Here is an 18,568-nt window from a genome sequence, read left to right as displayed (position 1 = left end):
CTTTTTCTGGTTTCATCCAAATTATGGCTGTCATTTCTATCACCAATGCGCAACTCGCATTCGGTCACGTTGCGCTGCTGGACCGCGCGGAATTTTCCCTGGAATCGGGAGAGCGGGTCGGCTTGATCGGCCGCAACGGCACCGGCAAGTCGTCGCTGCTGAAAACCATCGCCGGCGTGTCCAGGCTGGACGACGGGCTGATGGTGATGCAGCAAGGGATCAAGATCGCCTACGTCGACCAGGAACCGCATTTCGAATCCGAGATGTCAGTGTTCGACGCGGTAGCGTCCGGCATGGGCGAGATGCAGGCGCTGCTGAACGAATACGATGCGCTGACCGGCCAGTTCGGCGGCGATAACGACGACGCCATCATGGAGCGCATGCACGAGATCCAGAGCAAGCTCGATGCGGCCGACGCCTGGAGCCTGACCAACAAGGTCGAGACCACGCTGGACCGTCTTAACCTGGACAAGGACTTGCTGATGGGGCAGCTTTCGGGCGGCATGCAAAAGCGCGTCGCGCTGGCTTGCGCCCTGGTCAGCGCGCCTGATGTCTTGCTGCTCGACGAACCGACCAACCACCTGGATTTCAGCTCGATCATGTGGCTCGAGGGTTTGCTGCGCGACTACAAGGGCAGCGTGCTGTTCATTACCCATGACCGCAGTTTCCTGGATAACGTCGCTACCCGCATCATTGAACTGGACCGCGGCCGCATCCTGTCCTTCCCAGGCAATTTCACGGCCTACCAGGTACGCAAGGCCGAGCAGCTGGAAATCGAAGAGGTAGAGAACGCCAAGTTCGATAAATTCCTGGCGCAGGAAGAAATCTGGATCCGCAAGGGCGTGCAAGCACGCCGCACCCGCGACGAAGGCCGGGTGCGCCGCCTGGAAGCTCTGCGCCTGGCGCGCAGCGCGCGCCGCGACCAGCAGGGCCAGGTCAAGCTGGACGTGTCCTCGGGCGAACGCTCCGGCAAGATCGTGGCCGAGCTGACCGATGTCAACAAGGCGTTCGGCGAGAAGGTCATAGTGAATAATTTCACCGCTACCATCATGCGTGGCGACAAGGTCGGCCTGATCGGCCAGAACGGCGCCGGCAAAACCACACTGCTGAAACTGATCCTGGGCGAAGACCAGCCCGACAGCGGCACGGTCAAGCAGGGCACCAAATTGCAGATCGCGTATTTCGACCAGATGCGCGCGCAGCTGAACGAAGACGCGAGCCTGGCCGACACCATCGCGCCGGGCAGCGACTGGGTCGAGATCAACGGCCAGCGCAAGCACGTGATGACTTACCTGAACGATTTCCTGTTCGCACCGGAGCGCGCCCGTTCGCCGGTCAAATCGTTGTCCGGCGGCGAACGCAACCGCCTGCTGCTGGCGCGCCTGTTCGCCAAGCCGGCCAACGTGCTGGTGCTGGATGAACCGACCAACGACCTCGACATCGATACGCTGGAACTGCTGGAAGAATTACTGGAAGACTATAGCGGCACGGTGTTCCTGGTCAGCCATGACCGCACCTTCCTCGACAACGTGGTGACCCAGGTGATCGCCGCCGAGGGCGACGGCATGTGGCGCGAATATGTGGGCGGCTACACCGACTGGGAGCGCGTGCGTCCAAGCCAGTCGGCGGTGATCGCCAAGGCCAAGAGCGAAGCCAAGGTGGAAGCCAAGGCAGAGCCTGCCGTCAAGCAGAAAAAACTCAGCTACAAGGAACAGCAAGAGCTGAAAGAATTGCCGCTGCTGATCGCCAAGCTGGAAGCGGAACAGAAAGCCATTTCCAGCCAGCTGGCCGATCCCGATCTGTACAAGCAGAAGCCGGACGAAGTGAAGCGCCTCAACGACCGCTTCGCAGAAATCGACGGTTTGCTGCTGGAGAGCCTGGAGAAGTGGGAAGTGATCGAGGCGCGCAGCAAGGGATAAGCAGGTGTTTTGTGGTGATAGGGAAGGCCGCGCCTTCATTCGAGATCTACGTAACCTTTCATTGAAGGACATGGTTAAGCAATGAGCGAAGCCCCGGCTTTCCCCGTCATCCAGACCGAACGCCTGCTCCTGCGCGAGATAATCGAGCGCGATGCAGAACAGATATTCGCCATGCACGGCGATCCTGAACTGATGCGCTGGTTTGGCGTGGACCCCTTGCAGGACATGGAAGCAGCAAGGGGTTTGATCAAACGTTTTGCCAGTTTCCGCCTGGATGAAAATCCGGGGACACGCTGGGGCATCCAGGCCAGGGGAAATAACCAGTTGCTGGGTTCGTGCGGCTTGTTCCGCTGGGACCGGAACTGGCGCAAATGCATGATCGGCTACGAACTTTCGGCGTCGGCCCAGAAACAGGGCTTCATGCGCGAGACGCTGACCGCCGTCATGACCTGGGGTTTCGCCGAGATGGCGCTGAACCGCATCGAGGCCATGGTCCATCCCGACAACCTGGGTTCGCTCAAGCTGCTGCGCCAGCTCGGTTTTGTCGACGAAGGGCGCATGCGCCAGGTTGGGCATTGGGGTGGCCGGCATCACGACATGCTGATGCTCTCGCTGTTGCGCAGCGAGTGGCCCGCGGCCAACGTCAATTAATCAATTCAAGCGCTTGCAAGCCTCGCGCAGTTCCGCCACCTGCACGCGCAAGGCGGCCGCATCGGCTGCCAGCGGCCGCTGCGCCAGATAATGTTCCAGGTCGTCCAAGGCTGCTTGCGGGCAATCCAGTTGCGCAAACGCCAGTCCGCGGTCGCGCCGTTCGACAGCGTCGCCCGGCAGCAGGATCAGGATCCGCTGCTGCACTTCCAGCAGCCGCTGCCAGTGGTTGCTTTGCTGGTAGATGGCTTTCAGGTTGCGCAGTATGCGCACCAGGATGTCGTGCGGGTGGGCAATTTGCAGGTAGCTGATCAGCGATAGCCGGCTGGCCGCTCTTTCCTCGTCGTTTTCTGTCGGCAGGTAAGGCTCCAGCCGTTCTTCCAGTTCCTCGCGCGACAGGCTGGCGCCGTTGGCCGGATCGATCATGATATCGCCCGAGGGCACTGTCAGCTTCATCAGGAAATGTCCTGGGAAGGACACCCCTTTGACCGGCAAGCCGATCTGCTGCGCCAGCTCCATGTAGACCACCGCCAGCGATATCGGGATGCCGCGCCGCTTGACGATCACCCGGTGCAGGTAGCTGTTGTCGGTGTCGTAATAATGATTGACGTTGATCGCGAATCCCAGCTCCTGGTAGAAGAACTGGTTCAGCAGGCGCAATTTCTGGATGGCCGAGGCATCCGCCGGCAGGCGCAGGCGCAAGGTATTGGCCAGCCGGTCCAGCTCGTTCTGCGGCGCATCGAAATCCAGCTTCGGATAGACATCCTGCGCGATCGCCAGGGCGGCCTCGAACAACGGGACATCGTTGGCTTGTTTCACCAGCGAAGTAAAGTACTCTAAGGATGTGATCGTCATGACTCTATCCTAGCAAACTATTTTCTACTGTGCGATCCAGTTAACGCGCAATCCGCTTGAAATCGCGGAATCGGAATCCCATCGCCAATAGTGCTCCAAAGTAAGTAATGCCACAGGCAGCCAACACCACGCACAGGGCGGCAATGCGCGCCAGTGAGCTGGTGTGCGGTCCGGTCCAGTCGAATTGCTGGCCGCACCACAGCGCAACGGCGGCCATCAGGAACAGGGCGCCCAGCAGGCGCATGAAATAGCGGATCCAGCCTGCTTCCGGCTTGTAGATGCCGCGCCGCATCAGGCTCCATAGCAGGAACCCGGCGTTGAGGCAGGCGCCGACGCTGATCGACAGCGCCAGGCCGGCCACTGCGAACACCGGCACGAACAGGTAGTTCATCAATTGTGTGGCGATCAATACGCCGACGGCAATCTTGACCGGCGTGCGGATATCTTGCTTGGCATAAAAACCGGGAGCCAGGATTTTCACCACGATCAGGCCGATCAGGCCCACGCCATAGGCAATCAGCACCTGGCTGGTGACGGCCACCGAGGCGGCGTCGAATTTGCCGTGCTGGAACAAGGTCGCCGTCAGCGGCACTGACAAGGTTGCCAGGCCGACCGCGGACGGCAGCGCCAGCAGGAAGGTGAGGCGCAGTCCCCAGTCCAGCAGCGATGAATACTCGCCATGGTCTTTGTCTGCATTGGCTTTCGACAGGCTAGGCAGCAGGATGGTGCCGAGCGCCACACCCAGCAATGCTGTCGGAAATTCCATCAGGCGATCGCCGTAGGTCAATAAAGATACGCTGCCATGTCCCAGGCGTGAGGCGATGTTGGTGTTGATCAGCAGGCTGAGCTGGGCGGCCGACACGGCGAACACCGCCGGCCCCATTTTTTTCAGCACCCGCTGCACGCCCAGGTCGCGCAAGCCGACCATGGGACTGAGCGCAATCCGCGGCAGCATGCCGACCTTGAGCAGCGCCGGCACCTGGATCGCCACTTGCAGCACGCCGCCGACCAGCACCGCAAACGCCATTGCATAGATTGGGTGTTGCATATAAGGCGCAACGAACAGCGAGGCGACGATGAAAGCCAGGTTGAGCAGCACCGAGGTGAAGGCCGGGATCTTGAATTCATGCCAGGTATTCAGGATGCCGCCGGCCAGCGCTACAAAGGACATGAAGCCGATATAAGGGAACATGATCCGGGTCATGAACACCGAGGCGTCGAATATTTCCTTGTTGTCTTTCAGGCCGGTGGCGATGAAATACACTAGCACCGGGGTGGCCAGGATGCCGATGATGCAGGTGAACAGCATGGCCCAGGTCAGCACGGTGGCGACGTGGTCGATCAGTTCTTTGGTCGCGGCTTCGCCTTTCTGGTTCTTGTATTCGCCCAGGATGGGCACGAACGCTTGTGAAAAAGCCCCTTCGGCAAACAGCCGGCGCAACAGGTTGGGAATGCGGAAAGCGATGGCGAAGGCGTCTGTATAACCGTCGGCGCCGAATGCGCGCGCGTACAGGATTTCGCGAATCAGACCCGTCACACGCGACACCATGGTCATGCCAGAGACGGTGGCAAGCGTTTTATGCAAGTTCATGGAGCGGCATTATAGCTGGAGCAGATCGCCTGCCGCAGCTTTCTCAGGAGGTGGAAAAGCGGGAGTTGGCACCGGGTTTGGCTTGCTTCCGGCAAACATTGACTGTGATAAAGTCCGGGCAGGATCGTTCCCGTGGCAATCATAATATCGGCTTGCCACTCTGGCAACGCTGCTTTCTTGCGACAGAATTGCTTCCAAAGCAAGGGGGATTTGCCTGTTTCCCAAAAACTGGTTATAATCCGTGGCTTTACAGAATTCTGCGCCGCGGTCTGGTTTGCCGCGTTAGCATTCCCGACCTCGTTTTAGGAAATATAAATGGCAAATACCGCACAAGCACGTAAGCGTGCTCGTCAAGCAGTTCAGCAAAACCTGCACAACTCCAGCCAGCGTTCGACCCTGCGCACAGCTATCAAAGCTGCCCGCAAGGCAATCACTGGCGGCGACAAGGCTGCAGCAGCGCTGGTCTTGCAAAACTCCGTATCGACCATCGATCGTATCGCGGACAAGAAAATCATCCACAAGAACAAGGCTGCACGCCATAAGAGCCGTCTGAACGCAGCTCTGAAAGCGCTGGCTGCTTAATAGCCGGTAATTGAACGTCAGCCAGGCTGGCGTTTTTTACTGAGTTGTTGCCGGATTAAGAAAAACCCTGCATGACGCATGTCGTCATGCAGGGTTTTTCTGTTTTGTTTTTGCCATGCTCACTCGCAGCGGCGTCCGGCCGCTGCTTCTCTCGCGCTTGTTTATAGCTGAGGCAAACCCTGGATCACGGTGCCGGGCTTGATGTTCTTTTCCTTGAACCAGCCCTTGTTCATCTCCAGCGCATAAGATGCCGCGCCTTGGGCGCAATGGGAATCCAGCGTCTGCGCCTTCATTTCCTCGACATTCAGGATCGCGCCTTTGGCGTCGATGAACGCCACCGACAGCGGAATCAGGGTGTTCTTCATCCACATGCAGATGCCCGCAGGAGTCTCGAACACAAACACCATGCCTTCGTTGGCGCCCATTTTCTTGCGGAACATGAGGCCCTGTTCGCGCTGTTCTTCGCTGCGCGCCACTTCGGCCTTGATCACATGGATGCCGATATTCAGGGGAGTGGCCGGGAGCTGCTGGATTTCCTGGGCCGCGGCCGGCAGTGCAGCTGCAGTAAAGCTTGCGATGATGGCAGCGGTGGCTGCGAGGTAGGCTGGGCGAATTATTCTCATGTCGATAATGCTCCTTTAGGATCGGGAGATTATACAGAGAGGCAAATCGGCAGAGGGGCGCCGGCTACTGATATTAATTGTTTCAGGACGTAAAAAAAGGCAGGACGTGCCTGCCTTTTGTCGAAACTGATGCCGAATTACTTGGCAGCAGGAGCAGCGTCGGCTGCTGGAGCTTCAGCTTTTGCAGCTTTTGCTTTAGCGGCTTTCTTAGCCTTCTTGACTTTGTGTGTGGTCTTCTTGGCTGCAGGCGCCGATGCTTCAGCGGAGGCGGCAGCAGGTGCTGCAGGAGCAGCTGGGGCTGCGTCGGCAGCGAAAACGGAAGAAGCGAACAGGCCAGCAATCAGAACAGCGATCAGTTTTTTCATTTTCAAATCCATCCAGTTAGCGAGTTAATCAATCGATGATTCACTTGAATCACTGCAATTAACGACCCTCGGAAACGTATGGTTGACACTCTTTTTTAAAAAGACCAGAAACTTGTATCAATTTGTATCGACTGCTACTTCCTCAAGGTGGTCAGATCGGCGGGATCGATCGCCAGCGACTCGCCCGGCCACAGCGGATGGCTTTGCAGCGACACCTGCCCGATCGCCACCCGCACCAGGCGCAAGGTCGGCAATCCCACCGCCGCCGTCATGCGCCGCACCTGGCGGTTCTTGCCTTCGGTCAGGGTCAGCGCCAGCCAGCTGGTGGGTTTGTCGTGGCGCTGGCGGATCGGTGGATCGCGCGGCCATAGCCAATCGGGCGCTTCGATCTGGCGCGCCTGGCACGGCTTGCTGCGGAAGTCGCCGAGATCGACGCCATGCCGCAAGCGCTCCAGCAGGGCCTCGGTCGGCAAGCCTTCTACTTGCGCCATGTAAGTCTTGGGCTGCTTCACCGCCGGATGGCTGATGTTGTGCTGCAGCTGGCCGTCATCGGTAAGTAACAATAATCCTTCACTATCGGCATCGAGCCGTCCGGCCGGGTAGATATCGGGGATCTTGATGTAGTCGGCCAGCGTAGGGCGGCCGGGGTGGGCCGAGAACTGGCACATCACTTGAAATGGTTTGTTGAACAGAATCAGAGACATGGCGCTAGTATAGTGCTTCGCCATGGAGGAAGCACGGTGCCGGTGTCGCAAAAACATAGCGTCTAGTAAAATACTAGTGCATAATATGGAATGCTTGTCTTATGTCTTATATAAGACCAACCGTGTTTCAAATCCAACCGCACTGGTAGTTTTTACCTCCTCAACTCCGGAGTACACAGATGTCCCAACATATCAAAGTGCCTGCTGAAGGCAAAAAAATCACCGTCAACGCCGATTTTTCGATCAACGTCCCTGACAATCCAATCATTCCTTACATCGAAGGCGATGGCACCGGCGTCGATATCAGCCCGGTCATGATCAAGGTTGTGGACGCCGCGGTGTCCAAGGCATATGCAGGCAAGCGCAAGATCAGCTGGATGGAAGTGTTCGCCGGCGAAAAGTCGACCAAAGTGTATGGTCCTGACGTCTGGCTGCCGGAAGAGACCCTGGCTGCAATCAAGGATTACGTCGTTTCGATCAAAGGCCCGTTGACCACGCCAGTCGGCGGCGGCATCCGTTCCCTGAACGTGGCCCTGCGCCAAGAGCTGGACCTGTACGTCTGCCTGCGCCCGGTGCGTTATTTCAAGGGCGTGCCTTCGCCGGTGCGTGAGCCGGAAAAGACCGACATGGTGATTTTCCGCGAAAACTCGGAAGACATCTACGCCGGTATTGAATGGCAAGAAGGCAGCGACGGCGCCAAGAAACTGATCGAATTCCTGATCAAGGAAATGGGCGTCAAGAAGATCCGTTTCCCTGACACTTCCGGCATCGGCGTCAAGCCGGTTTCGCGCGAAGGCACCGAGCGCCTGGTGCGCAAGGCGATCCAGTACGCTATCGACAACGACAAGCCATCCGTGACCATTGTCCACAAGGGCAACATCATGAAGTTCACCGAAGGCGGCTTCCGTGACTGGGCATATGCCCTGGCGCAAAAGGAATTCGGCGCTGAACTGATCGACGGCGGCCCATGGGCGAAATTCAAGAACCCGAAGACTGGCCGCGAAATCATCGTCAAGGATTCGATCGCTGATGCATTCCTGCAACAAATCCTGCTGCGTCCGAACGAATACAGCGTGATCGCCACCCTGAACCTGAACGGCGACTACATTTCCGACGCCCTGGCGGCACAAGTCGGCGGCATCGGCATCGCGCCGGGCGCCAACCTGTCGGATTCGGTTGCAATGTTTGAAGCAACCCACGGTACAGCGCCTAAGTATGCAGGCAAGGACTATGTCAACCCGGGTTCGCTGATCCTGTCGGCGGAAATGATGCTGCGCCACATGGGCTGGGTCGAAGCTGCCGACCTGATCATCGAATCGATGCAAAAGTCGATTACCTCGAAAAAGGTCACCTACGACTTCGCCCGCCTGATGGAAGGCGCAACCCAGGTTTCCTGCTCCGGTTTCGGCGAAGTGCTGATCGAAAACATGTAATTTTGTCAGTTGTTGCAAAAAAGCCAGGACGTGTCCTGGCTTTTTTTTCGTGCTGTTGCGGGCCGTACCTATAAAAAAACCTCACCACGGTGAGGTTTTTTACAAAAGCGGCTTAATGACGCAAAGCGAAATTAAGGAGCTTGGATGTTAGAAGCTTGCTTGCCTTTAGGGCCTTGCGTGACTTCGAACTGGACTTTTTGACCTTCTTTGAGGGTCTTGAAGCCGTTCATCTGGATTGCGGAAAAGTGTGCAAACAAATCTTCACCGCCGTCATCCGGAGTGATAAAGCCGAAGCCCTTAGAATCGTTGAACCACTTGACTGTACCTGTTGCCATAAAATAGCGTCTTTCAAATAATAACAATCACACGAGCCGTAAAAGCAAGAAGCCTCGCGTAACGCTGCCCCTTCTAGAACTTGCTCACTTCTATTAACAAGCTGAAACACGCTTATCAATGAATGTCATTGTTCGCGTTAAAAATAAAAAAGTCAAGTAATTTCCTTTGTGCAATTAATTTTCTGGTTTCGGCCGTTTTTTTGCTCTTGATTTAATCTCTTCTATCGTCATCTGCATAGCAATCGGAAAACGCGTAATATCGTTATAAGCAATATTTTATTCTGTGTCGCGCGTTGCGCATTTGGCGGAAGGTTTTAGAATAGGCGCATGGTAACCAAGCACGAAGACGGGACAGTAGCGACGCGACAAGAGCAAAAGCTCAAGCCGCCCCCCATGTATCAAGTATTTTTGCTCAATGACGACTACACTCCAATGGAGTTCGTGGTCGCCATCCTGCAGGAATACTTCAACAAGGATCGTGAAGCCGCAACGCAGATAATGTTGAAGGTGCATCGCGATGGCAAAGGCATGTGTGGGGTATATCCGAAAGATATCGCTTCCACCAAGGTTGAACTGGTATTAACGCACGCACGCAAAGCAGGGCATCCCCTGCAATGCATGATGGAGGAAGCATGATTGCGCAGGAACTGGAAGTAAGTTTGCACATGGCGTTTGTCGAGGCACGACAAGCAAGGCACGAGTTCATCACGGTTGAACACCTGCTGCTGGCTCTGCTAGACAACCCGTCCGCGGCAGAGGTGCTGCGTGCGTGTGCGGTCAACATTGATGATATGCGCAAGACGCTGACCATCTTCATTGGCGACAACACACCGACGGTGCCGGGTTCGAATGAAGTGGACACCCAGCCGACCCTTGGTTTTCAGCGCGTGATCCAGCGCGCCATCATGCATGTGCAATCGGCTTCCAACGGCAAGAAGGAAGTGACCGGCGCCAACGTGCTGGTCGCCATCTTCGGCGAAAAGGATTCGCACGCGGTGTATTACCTGCACCAGCAAGGCGTGACGCGGCTCGACGTGGTGAATTTCATCTCGCACGGAGTGCGCAAGGACCAGCAGGCCGACGCGCAGAAATCTTCCGAAGGTGCGGAAGAAGTGCAGGCCGAAGGCCAGGCCAAGGAAAGTCCGCTTGACCAGTTCACGCAAAACTTGAACAAGCTGGCGACCGAAGGCAAGATCGATCCGCTGATCGGCCGCGAGTACGAGGTCGAACGCGTGATCCAGACCTTGTGCCGGCGCCGCAAGAACAATCCTCTGCTGGTCGGCGAAGCCGGCGTCGGCAAGACCGCGATCGCGGAAGGGCTGGCATGGCGCATCACCCAGGGCGACGTCCCTGAAATCCTGCAAAGCGCGATCGTCTATTCGCTCGACATGGGTTCGCTGCTGGCCGGCACCAAGTACCGCGGCGATTTCGAGCAGCGCCTGAAAGCGGTGCTCAAGCAACTGAAAGACAGTCCGAACGGCATCCTGTTCATCGACGAAATCCACACCATCATCGGCGCCGGTTCCGCCTCGGGCGGCACGCTGGATGCATCGAACCTGCTGAAACCGGCTTTGTCTAGCGGCCAGCTGAAATGCATCGGTGCGACCACTTACACCGAATTCCGCGGCGTGTTTGAAAAAGACCATGCCTTGTCGCGCCGTTTCCAGAAAATCGACGTCAACGAGCCGACGGTAGAGCAAACCGTGCAAATCCTGCGCGGCCTGAAATCGCGCTTTGAAGAACACCACGGCGTCAAGTATTCGGCCTCCGCGCTCACCAGCGCGGCTGAACTGGCGGCGCGTTTCATCAACGACCGCCATCTGCCGGACAAGGCCATCGATGTGATCGATGAAGCCGGCGCGGCGCAGCGCATCCTGCCGAAGTCGAAGCAGAAAAAGACGATCGGCAAGGGCGAGATCGAAGACATCATCGCCAAGATTGCGCGGATTCCGCCGCAGTCGGTCAACCAGGACGACCGCAGCAAGCTGCAAACCATAGACCGCGATTTGCGCAATGTGGTGTTCGGCCAGGATCCGGCGATCGATGCCCTGGCGTCGGCGATCAAGATGGCGCGCGCCGGCCTGGGCAAGACCGACCGCCCGATCGGCTCCTTCCTGTTCTCCGGTCCGACCGGCGTCGGCAAGACCGAGGTGGCCAAGCAGCTGGCGTTCATCCTCGGCATCGACCTGATCCGTTTCGACATGTCCGAATACATGGAGCGTCATGCGGTGAGCCGCCTGATCGGCGCGCCGCCGGGTTATGTCGGGTTCGACCAGGGCGGTTTGCTGACCGAGGCCGTGACCAAGAAACCGCATGCGGTGCTGCTGCTGGATGAAATCGAAAAAGCCCACCCGGACATTTTCAATATCCTGCTGCAAGTGATGGACCACGGCGCATTGACCGACAATAACGGACGCAAGGCGGATTTCCGCAACGTGATCATCATCATGACCACCAATGCCGGCGCGGAAAGCCTGCAAAAACGTTCGATCGGCTTTACCGACAAGAAAGAAGCCGGCGATGAGATGGCGGATATCAAGCGTATGTTTACGCCGGAATTCCGTAATCGCATCGATTCCATCATCAGCTTCCATGCACTGGACGAAGAAGTCATCCTGCGCGTGGTCGACAAGTTCCTGATGCAGCTGGAAGAGCAGCTGCACGAGAAGAAGGTGGAAGCGATCTTCACCGAAAATTTGCGCAAGTTCCTGGCCAAGAAGGGCTTCGACCCGCTGATGGGCGCGCGGCCGATGGCACGCCTGATCCAGGACATGATCCGCAAGGCGCTGGCCGACGAACTGTTGTTCGGCAAGCTGGTGACCGGTGGCCGCGTAACTGTCGATCTTGACGACAAGGACCTGATCAGCCTGGACTTTGCAGAAAAGGATTCGTCCTCGCCTGCGGCCCCTGAAGAAACTGTCGAAGTCGAATAAGCAAGCCGATACTGCCGGGCATTTGCCTGGCATGTTAAAAAAGCCTGAATGCACGCAAGTGATTCAGGCTTTTTTTATGGTCGCCGCCGCATTCGGCATTGGGCGGCGCTCCATCGCCGCAACGATGGAGCGTCTGGTCATGGCTGTATGGTGGTTCCGGTCGCCTGCTTGGCCTGGATATCCGAAACCGCCTGCTGGATCGCCGACAGGCGATAGTCCGTGCCGGGATGGATCGCGGTATAACCGTTGAGCACGCTGGCCGGATAGCTGCTCGCCAGCCGCTGCCAGAAAGCCGCGGCATCGTCGACCTTGTAGCCGGCGCGCGCAACCATGTACAGCGACAGCTTGTCGGCCGCCGCATCCAGTTGCTGCGGGTAAGGCTTGACGCCGGCCATGCCGTTCAGCGCGGCGGTATCCGGCTTCAGGCGGATCAGGTTGTCGATGACGCCGGTCATGGTGGCGGTATTGCGCTGGCGCGATGGGTGGGTCAGCGTGTTGTGCGCCATTTCCTTGGCGATCACCAGCGCCAGTTCATCGTCGCTCTTGGTGTATTTCATCATGCCGCTGCTGATCAGCACACGCCGGCCGTCAGCATAGCTGATCACATTCTCGGTATTGCCGAGTTCGATGCCGAAGGCGCACGCACGGGTCAAAGGGATGTTCAGGACCTGGTTGCCGCCGCTGCGCGCAATGGTGACCTTGATGCTGTTGCGGCCGTTGACCAGCGGACCGAGCAGCAAGGCAGTCTGGCGCTCGGCGTCGGCGCCGGTCGGCACCGGCTTGTCCTGGATGCTGACCAGCAGGTCGCCGCGCTGCAGGCCGACCTTGGCGGCGCCGCTGCCGGCCAGCACGCCGGTCACTTGCAGCTGGTCGCTCAGGCCGAGAGAGCTGGCCGCGTCAATGAATTCAGAGGTATAGGAATATTTTGTCTTGGCGGTGAAACCCAGCAGGTTGCGCGCATTGTTCCGGCACAGCAGGGCATTGTTCACCAGCAAAGGCGCGGCGACGTCGTACAAGCGGTCCTGCAAGCCGATCAAGGCTTTCAATTCCGCCTGTTGCGGCGGCGGCGCAGGCACGGCGGGTTTGGAAGGGACTGGCACGGTTTGCGGCTGGGTGCCGGCAGGCTCCTGCGTGGCACAGGCTGCCAGCAACAGTACTGGCAGCGTTAGCGTTGCACAGCGCATGACTCCCTGCCATCCATTGTTACGCGTCAATCTCATCAATTTCTCCATCAATGTTTTCCGGTGCTGCCGAAGCCGCCTGCGCCGCGTTCGCTGCTCTCGAAATCGGCTACGACATTAAAACGGACACGTGCTACAGGCACGATGATCAATTGCGCCAGCCGGTCCATCGGGTTAAGGGTAAATTCGGTCGTTCCGCGGTTCCAGGTAGAAACCATCAGCTGACCCTGGTAATCAGAGTCGATCAGGCCCACCAGGTTCCCCAGCACGATGCCGTGTTTATGGCCGAGGCCGCTGCGCGGCAGGATCATCGCCGCGTAAGCCGGGTCGCCGATGTGGATTGCCAGGCCGGTCGGGATCAGGTGGGTTTCACCGGGTTTGATCGTCAGCGCGGCATCCAGGCAGGCGCGCAGGTCGAGGCCCGCACTGCCTTCGGTGGCGTAGGCCGGCAGTTGATCTTGCATGCGCGGGTCGAGAATTTTGACGTCGATGATATTCATTGAATTTTGTAACAATCTATAAGTGAAATGATAGAGGCTGGTGCAACAGGCATGGCAGGAATAATCCTGCCCGGTGTTCATCAAGCTGCCGCGGATTTTTCGATGCAAGCCGCCGGCGTTGAAACCGGCAGCGGCATGCAGACGCTAAACAAGACGATCGGCGATTGCTGCAATCAGCTGGCGCGCCAGCTGCTGCTTGCCGGCGCGCGGCAGGTTGGTGTGGCCGCTGGCGTCAAACAATACCAGCTGGTTATCGTCCTTGCCAAACGTGTCATGGCCGATATTGCCCACCAATAGCGGCACGTTTTTCCGCAGCCGCTTGGCCTCGCCATATTGCAGCAGGTTTTCCGATTCGGCCGCAAAACCGACACAGTAAGGCGCTTTCGGCAATGCCGCAACTGCTGCCAGGATATCGGGATTTTGCTCGAACACCAGTTCAGGCGCGCTGCCGTCGGCATTCTTTTTCAGTTTCTGCGGGCTGGCGTTGGCTACCCGCCAGTCGGCTACAGCCGCCACGGCGACGAAGACATCGGTGCGGCTGTCGGCGCCGGCCAGCTGCGCCATTACGATATCGTGCATCTGCTGCGCGGTCTGGACGCTGATGCGGCGCACGCCGTAGGGTGTGGCGAGCGCGGTCGGGCCGGATACCAGGGTGACTTCGGCTCCCGCCTCGTAAGCAGCGCGGGCCACGGCATAGCCCATTTTCCCGGATGAGAGATTGGTGATGCCGCGCACCGGATCTATCGGTTCGAAAGTCGGGCCTGCGGTCAGCAGCAGCCGTTTTCCTTTCAGCAGCTTGGGCTGGAACGAGGCGATCACTTCCGTCAGCAGCTCATGAGCTTCCAGCATGCGGCCCATGCCGACTTCGCCGCAAGCCTGTTCGCCGGCGTCAGGGCCGAGCAGCTGTATGCCGTCGGCCAGCAGTTGCGCCAGGTTGCGCTGGGTTGCCGCGTTTTGCCACATCTCGACATTCATGGCCGGGGCCACCAGCAAGGGCAGCGTCGCCTGGCGCGCCACGCATAGCGTCGACAGCAGGTCGTCGCAGGCGCCATGCGCCAGCTTGAAGATGAAGTCGGCGGAGCAGGGCACGATCACGATGGCGTCGGCGTCGCGGGTGAGGTCGATGTGCGGCATGTTGTTGCCGATGCGCGCATCCCATTGATCGGTAAACACCGGCTTGCCCGACAAGCCCTGCATGGTGACCGGGGTAATGAAGTGGGTTGCCGCCGCGGTCATCACCACTTGCACCGAAGCGCCGGCCTTGATCAGCGCGCGCGCGAATTCGGCCGCCTTGTAGCAGGCGATGCCGCCGGTCAGTCCCAGCACGATTTTTTTACCAGCGAGATCCATGCCTGCTCCTGGAAACGTTATGTATTGGCTACTTGCTTGCTTACTTGTTTACGCGCCGCAGCTCATCAATGACAAACAATACCGCACCGACGCAGATCGCGCTATCGGCGATGTTGAAAGCCGGCCAGTGCCAGTTGCGCACGTAGATGTCGAGGAAATCGATCACGTGGCCGTAGGCGATGCGGTCGACCACGTTGCCGATGGCGCCGCCCAGGATCAGCGCCAGCGCAGTGCAGAACATGCGTTGTCCGGCATGGCGTTTCAGCAGGAAAGTGATGAACAGCGCGGCGGCGATGCCGAGCGCGGTGAAAAAGTAGCGTTGCCAGCCCGATTCGGTGGACAGGAAGCTGAACGCGGCGCCCTTGTTATACACCAGCACCAGGTTGAAGAAGGAAGTCACCGGCTGCGATTCGCCGTAGCTGAACAGGCGCACGATGGTGATCTTGGTAAGCTGGTCGATCAGCAGCACCAGCGCGGCGATAGCCAGCCATGGCGCCAGGCCGTAGCTGGAAGAAGATGAAGCGGAAGAGCGTTTTTTTGTGACCATGTCGATTCTTAACTATGTGGCAAAATGCGCAGCCTGCAAGCTTGTAGCCGATTGCAAGCCGCGCCTGGTTAACCTACTTCATCGCTTAAGCAAAATGCCGGTCTTCGCCGCCGCCGAACAGGTTGGCGACGCAGCGTCCGCACAGGCCCGGATGTTCCGGGTGGCTGCCGACGTCGGCCCGGTAATGCCAGCAGCGTTCGCATTTCTGCTGCGCCGACGGCGTGACCACGATCGTTTCTTCGGCTTCCGTCGCCACTTCGGACACTGTAGCGCTGGAGGTGATCAAGACAAATTTCAGGTCGTCGCCCAGGCTGCCGAGCAGCGCATGCTTGGCCGGGGCCGCCTTGATTTCCACCTCCGCCTGCAGCGAAGAACCGATGCCGCCTGCCACCCGCACTTCTTCCAGCTGCTTGGTGACGTCTGCGCGCACCGCGCGTATGGCGTTGAATTTTTCGATCAGGGCCGCGGCGTCGCTGATTTCCGGCAGCGTGTAATAGGTCTGCGTGAAAATGGTTTCATCGCTGGCGGCAAATGCTTCCGGGCTGGCGAAGAACGACCAGGCTTCTTCCGCCGTGAACGACAGCGTCGGCGCCATCACCCGCAGCAGGGCCTGGGTGATATGCCAGATCGCGGTTTGCGCGGAGCGGCGCGCCGGCGAACTGACGCCGCTGGTGTACAGGCGGTCTTTCAGGATATCGAGATAGAAGCCGCCGAGATCTTCCGAGCAGTACATCTGCAGCTTCGAGATCACCGGATGGAATTCGTAGGTCTCGTAGTGATTCAGGATGTCGGCCTGCAGCTGCGCCATGCTGGCGATCGCATAGCGGTCGATTTCCAGCAGCTCGGCGATCGGCACCGCATCGGTTGCCGGATTGAAGTCCGAGGTGTTGGCCAGCAGGAAGCGCAAGGTGTTGCGGATGCGGCGGTACGATTCCGTCACGCGCTTGAGGATCTCTTCGGAGATGGTGATTTCGCCGGAATAGTCGCTGGAGGCAACCCACAGGCGCAGGATTTCCGCGCCCAGCGAGTCGGCCACCTTTTGCGGCTCGACGCCGTTCTTCAGCGACTTCGACATCTTGCGGCCTTCGCCGTCGACCACGAAGCCGTGCGTCAGCAGGGCGTTGTACGGCGCGCGGCCATTCAACATGGCCGAGGTCAGCAACGAGGAGTGGAACCAGCCGCGATGCTGGTCCGAGCCTTCCAGGTAGAGGTCGGCCGGGAACTGCAGCTGGCTGGCGTGCGAACCGCGCAATACCGTCTGGTGGGTAGAGCCGGAATCGAACCAGACATCCAGCGTGTCCCTGTTCTTGACATAGTTGACGGCGTCGTCGCCCAGCAGCTCTTTCGGATCCAGCGCCTGCCAGGCTTCGATCCCGCTTTGCTCGACGCGCTGCGCGATCTGTTCCAGCAGTTCAGGCGTGCGCGGATGCAGCTGGCCGCTTTCCTTGTGCACGAAGAAAGCCATCGGCACACCCCATTGGCGCTGGCGCGACAGGGTCCAGTCGGGACGGTTGGCGATCATGCCGTGCAGTCGCGCCTTGCCCCAGGCCGGGAAGAAGGCAGTGTCCTCGATCGCTTGCAGGGCGGTTGCGCGCAGGCTCGGGTGGCCGTCCTTCGGCAGGTTGTCCATGCTGGCGAACCATTGCGACGTGGCGCGGTAGATGATCGGCGTCTTATGGCGCCAGCAATGCATGTAACTGTGGTCGAACATGACCAGCTTGAACAGCGCGCCGGCTTCTTCCAGCTTGGCGCAGATCGGCTTGGACGCTTCCCAGATGGTCATGCCGGCAAAGAACGGCAGCCAGGATGCAAACTTGCCATCACCCATGACCGGGCTGATGATGTCGTCATCCTTCATGCCATGCGCCTTGCAGGAGATAAAGTCTTCGATGCCATAGGCCGGCGCCGAGTGCACGATGCCGGTGCCGCTGTCGGTGGTGACGTAGTCGCCCAGGTAGACCGGCGACAGGCGGTTGTAGCCGGGATCGCTGTCGGCCAGCGGATGTTTGAAATTGATGAGCGCCAGCGCTTCGCCTTTGCAGGTGGCGATGATTTTGCCTTCGAGGCCGAACCGCTGCAGCGCGTCTTCGACCAGGTCCTGCGCCAGGATCAGCAGCAGCGCTTCGCCGTTGCGCGCGGTCTGCACCAGCGCGTAGTCGACTTCCGGATGGACGTTGAGCGCCTGGTTGGACGGGATGGTCCATGGCGTGGTGGTCCAGATCACCACGTAGCCTTTATTGGTCGGCAGCGATGGCAGACCGAAGGCCGCAGCCAGCTTTTCGGGCTCGGCGAACGGGAAGCCGACGTCGATCGACGGATCGCGCTTGTCCTGGTATTCCACTTCCGCTTCAGCCAGGGCCGAACCGCAATCGAAGCACCAGTTGACCGGTTTCAGGCCGCGGTACACATAACCTTTTTCCAGGATGGCGCCAAGGGCGCGCAGTTCGTCGGCCTCATTGCCAAAGGCCATGGTCAGATACGGGTTGTCCCATTCGCCCAGCACGCCGAGGCGGATAAAGTCTTTTCTTTGCAGGTCGATCTGTTCATTGGCGTAAGCGCGCGCTTTCGACTGCACTTCGGCCACCGGCAGGTTCTTGCCGTATTTCTTTTCGATCTGGATCTCGATCGGCATGCCGTGGCAATCCCAACCGGGCACGTAAGGCGCATCGAAGCCGGCCATGTTGCGGGCCTTGACGATCATGTCCTTGAGGATCTTGTTGACGGCGTGGCCCAGGTGGATCTCGCCGTTGGCGTAGGGCGGGCCGTCATGCAGGATGAATTTCGGGCGGCCCTTGGAAGCTTTGCGGATCCGTTCGTAGACTTTCTTTTCCTGCCACTGCTTGACCCATTGCGGCTCGCGCTTGGCGAGATCGCCGCGCATGGGGAAAGGCGTCTCGGTCATGTTGACCGGGTATTTGCTTTGCGGCTTATTTTGCGGCTTGCCTTGCTGTTTCGCCGGTTTATTGTTTTCTGGTTTGCTGGTCTGGTCGGACATAATTTTC

General features: G+C 58.7%; 17 protein-coding genes. 6 read left to right on the top strand and 11 right to left on the bottom strand.

The window, feature by feature from the left end:
- The first annotated feature begins 23 nt into the window (after positions 1–23).
- Positions 24–1,919, top strand: a complete 1,896-nt coding sequence (locus V8G57_RS22735; RefSeq protein WP_092401259.1) for an ATP-binding cassette domain-containing protein — start codon at positions 24–26, stop codon at positions 1,917–1,919.
- 81 nt (positions 1,920–2,000) lie between these two features.
- Entirely contained in the window at positions 2,001–2,570 is a 570-nt protein-coding gene (locus V8G57_RS22730) for a GNAT family N-acetyltransferase (protein ID WP_342831326.1), read from the top strand.
- Here the strand turns inward: V8G57_RS22730 and V8G57_RS22725 are convergent, their stop codons facing one another.
- Positions 2,571–3,422 carry a SirB1 family protein gene (locus V8G57_RS22725; RefSeq protein ID WP_342831324.1) on the bottom strand — a complete coding sequence of 284 codons (852 nt, stop codon included), beginning with the start codon at positions 3,420–3,422 and terminating at the stop codon, positions 2,571–2,573. It lies immediately after the preceding gene.
- Positions 3,423–3,462: 40 nt separating this feature from the next.
- Positions 3,463–5,013 carry a murein biosynthesis integral membrane protein MurJ gene (gene murJ / locus V8G57_RS22720; RefSeq protein ID WP_342831323.1) on the bottom strand — a complete coding sequence of 517 codons (1,551 nt, stop codon included), beginning with the start codon at positions 5,011–5,013 and terminating at the stop codon, positions 3,463–3,465.
- A gap of 315 nt (positions 5,014–5,328) precedes the next feature.
- Here murJ and rpsT point away from each other — a divergent pair, with 315 nt between their 5' ends.
- Positions 5,329–5,595: a 30S ribosomal protein S20 gene (gene rpsT, locus V8G57_RS22715; RefSeq protein ID WP_092401247.1), complete on the top strand. Its 267-nt coding sequence runs from the start codon at positions 5,329–5,331 to the stop codon at positions 5,593–5,595.
- A 161-nt stretch (positions 5,596–5,756) separates the two neighbouring features.
- Here the strand turns inward: rpsT and V8G57_RS22710 are convergent, their stop codons facing one another.
- The 3 genes from V8G57_RS22710 to V8G57_RS22700 form a co-directional block, all read right to left on the bottom strand.
- On the bottom strand, positions 5,757–6,218 hold the full coding sequence (locus tag V8G57_RS22710; protein WP_092401244.1) for a DUF192 domain-containing protein: 462 nt from the start codon (positions 6,216–6,218) through the stop codon (positions 5,757–5,759).
- 137 nt (positions 6,219–6,355) lie between these two features.
- A complete protein-coding gene (locus V8G57_RS22705) occupies positions 6,356–6,583 on the bottom strand; it encodes a hypothetical protein (protein WP_092401303.1) in 228 nt (75 codons plus the stop codon).
- A gap of 134 nt (positions 6,584–6,717) precedes the next feature.
- Positions 6,718–7,287, bottom strand: coding sequence for a pseudouridine synthase (locus V8G57_RS22700; RefSeq protein ID WP_092401241.1), 570 nt, complete (start codon positions 7,285–7,287; stop codon positions 6,718–6,720).
- A 179-nt stretch (positions 7,288–7,466) separates the two neighbouring features.
- On the opposite strand from V8G57_RS22700, the gene icd reads away from it, so the two are divergent.
- The gene (gene icd, locus V8G57_RS22695) at positions 7,467–8,720 is read left to right on the top strand and encodes an NADP-dependent isocitrate dehydrogenase (protein WP_014007244.1); all 1,254 of its coding nucleotides are present in this window, start codon (positions 7,467–7,469) and stop codon (positions 8,718–8,720) included.
- Positions 8,721–8,851: 131 nt separating this feature from the next.
- On the opposite strand, the gene cspE is transcribed toward icd, so the two are convergent.
- Positions 8,852–9,055, bottom strand: coding sequence for a transcription antiterminator/RNA stability regulator CspE (gene cspE / locus V8G57_RS22690; RefSeq protein WP_009665919.1), 204 nt, complete (start codon positions 9,053–9,055; stop codon positions 8,852–8,854).
- A 327-nt stretch (positions 9,056–9,382) separates the two neighbouring features.
- Here cspE and clpS point away from each other — a divergent pair, with 327 nt between their 5' ends.
- Together clpS and clpA are read left to right on the top strand one after the other, a co-directional pair.
- Positions 9,383–9,691, top strand: coding sequence for an ATP-dependent Clp protease adapter ClpS (clpS, locus tag V8G57_RS22685; protein ID WP_014007243.1), 309 nt, complete (start codon positions 9,383–9,385; stop codon positions 9,689–9,691).
- Complete coding sequence (clpA, locus tag V8G57_RS22680) at positions 9,688–11,988, top strand: ATP-dependent Clp protease ATP-binding subunit ClpA (RefSeq protein ID WP_342831320.1); 2,301 nt, start codon at positions 9,688–9,690, stop codon at positions 11,986–11,988. Before clpS ends, clpA begins: the two co-directional genes overlap by 4 nt.
- A 137-nt stretch (positions 11,989–12,125) precedes the next feature.
- Here clpA and V8G57_RS22675 read toward each other — a convergent pair whose 3' ends face one another.
- The 5 genes from V8G57_RS22675 to ileS form a co-directional block, all read right to left on the bottom strand.
- The gene (locus V8G57_RS22675) at positions 12,126–13,208 is read right to left on the bottom strand and encodes a M48 family metallopeptidase (RefSeq protein WP_254785218.1); all 1,083 of its coding nucleotides are present in this window, start codon (positions 13,206–13,208) and stop codon (positions 12,126–12,128) included.
- Positions 13,209–13,219: 11 nt separating this feature from the next.
- A complete protein-coding gene (gene dut / locus V8G57_RS22670; RefSeq protein WP_092401233.1) occupies positions 13,220–13,669 on the bottom strand; it encodes a dUTP diphosphatase in 450 nt (149 codons plus the stop codon).
- 144 nt (positions 13,670–13,813) lie between these two features.
- On the bottom strand, positions 13,814–15,019 hold the full coding sequence (coaBC, locus tag V8G57_RS22665) for a bifunctional phosphopantothenoylcysteine decarboxylase/phosphopantothenate--cysteine ligase CoaBC (RefSeq protein WP_092401230.1): 1,206 nt from the start codon (positions 15,017–15,019) through the stop codon (positions 13,814–13,816).
- A 40-nt stretch (positions 15,020–15,059) separates the two neighbouring features.
- The gene (lspA, locus tag V8G57_RS22660) at positions 15,060–15,566 is read right to left on the bottom strand and encodes a signal peptidase II (protein WP_342831318.1); all 507 of its coding nucleotides are present in this window, start codon (positions 15,564–15,566) and stop codon (positions 15,060–15,062) included.
- A gap of 85 nt (positions 15,567–15,651) precedes the next feature.
- A complete protein-coding gene (ileS, locus tag V8G57_RS22655) occupies positions 15,652–18,561 on the bottom strand; it encodes an isoleucine--tRNA ligase (RefSeq protein WP_342831317.1) in 2,910 nt (969 codons plus the stop codon).
- Between the last annotated feature and the right edge of the window lie 7 nt (positions 18,562–18,568).

The sequence above is a fragment of the Collimonas rhizosphaerae genome, assembly GCF_038896935.1.
GTDB lineage: Bacteria > Pseudomonadota > Gammaproteobacteria > Burkholderiales > Burkholderiaceae_D > Collimonas > Collimonas rhizosphaerae.
The sequence above is the reverse complement of the archived record's forward strand: the minus strand, read 5'-3'. Positions and strand labels throughout refer to the sequence as shown.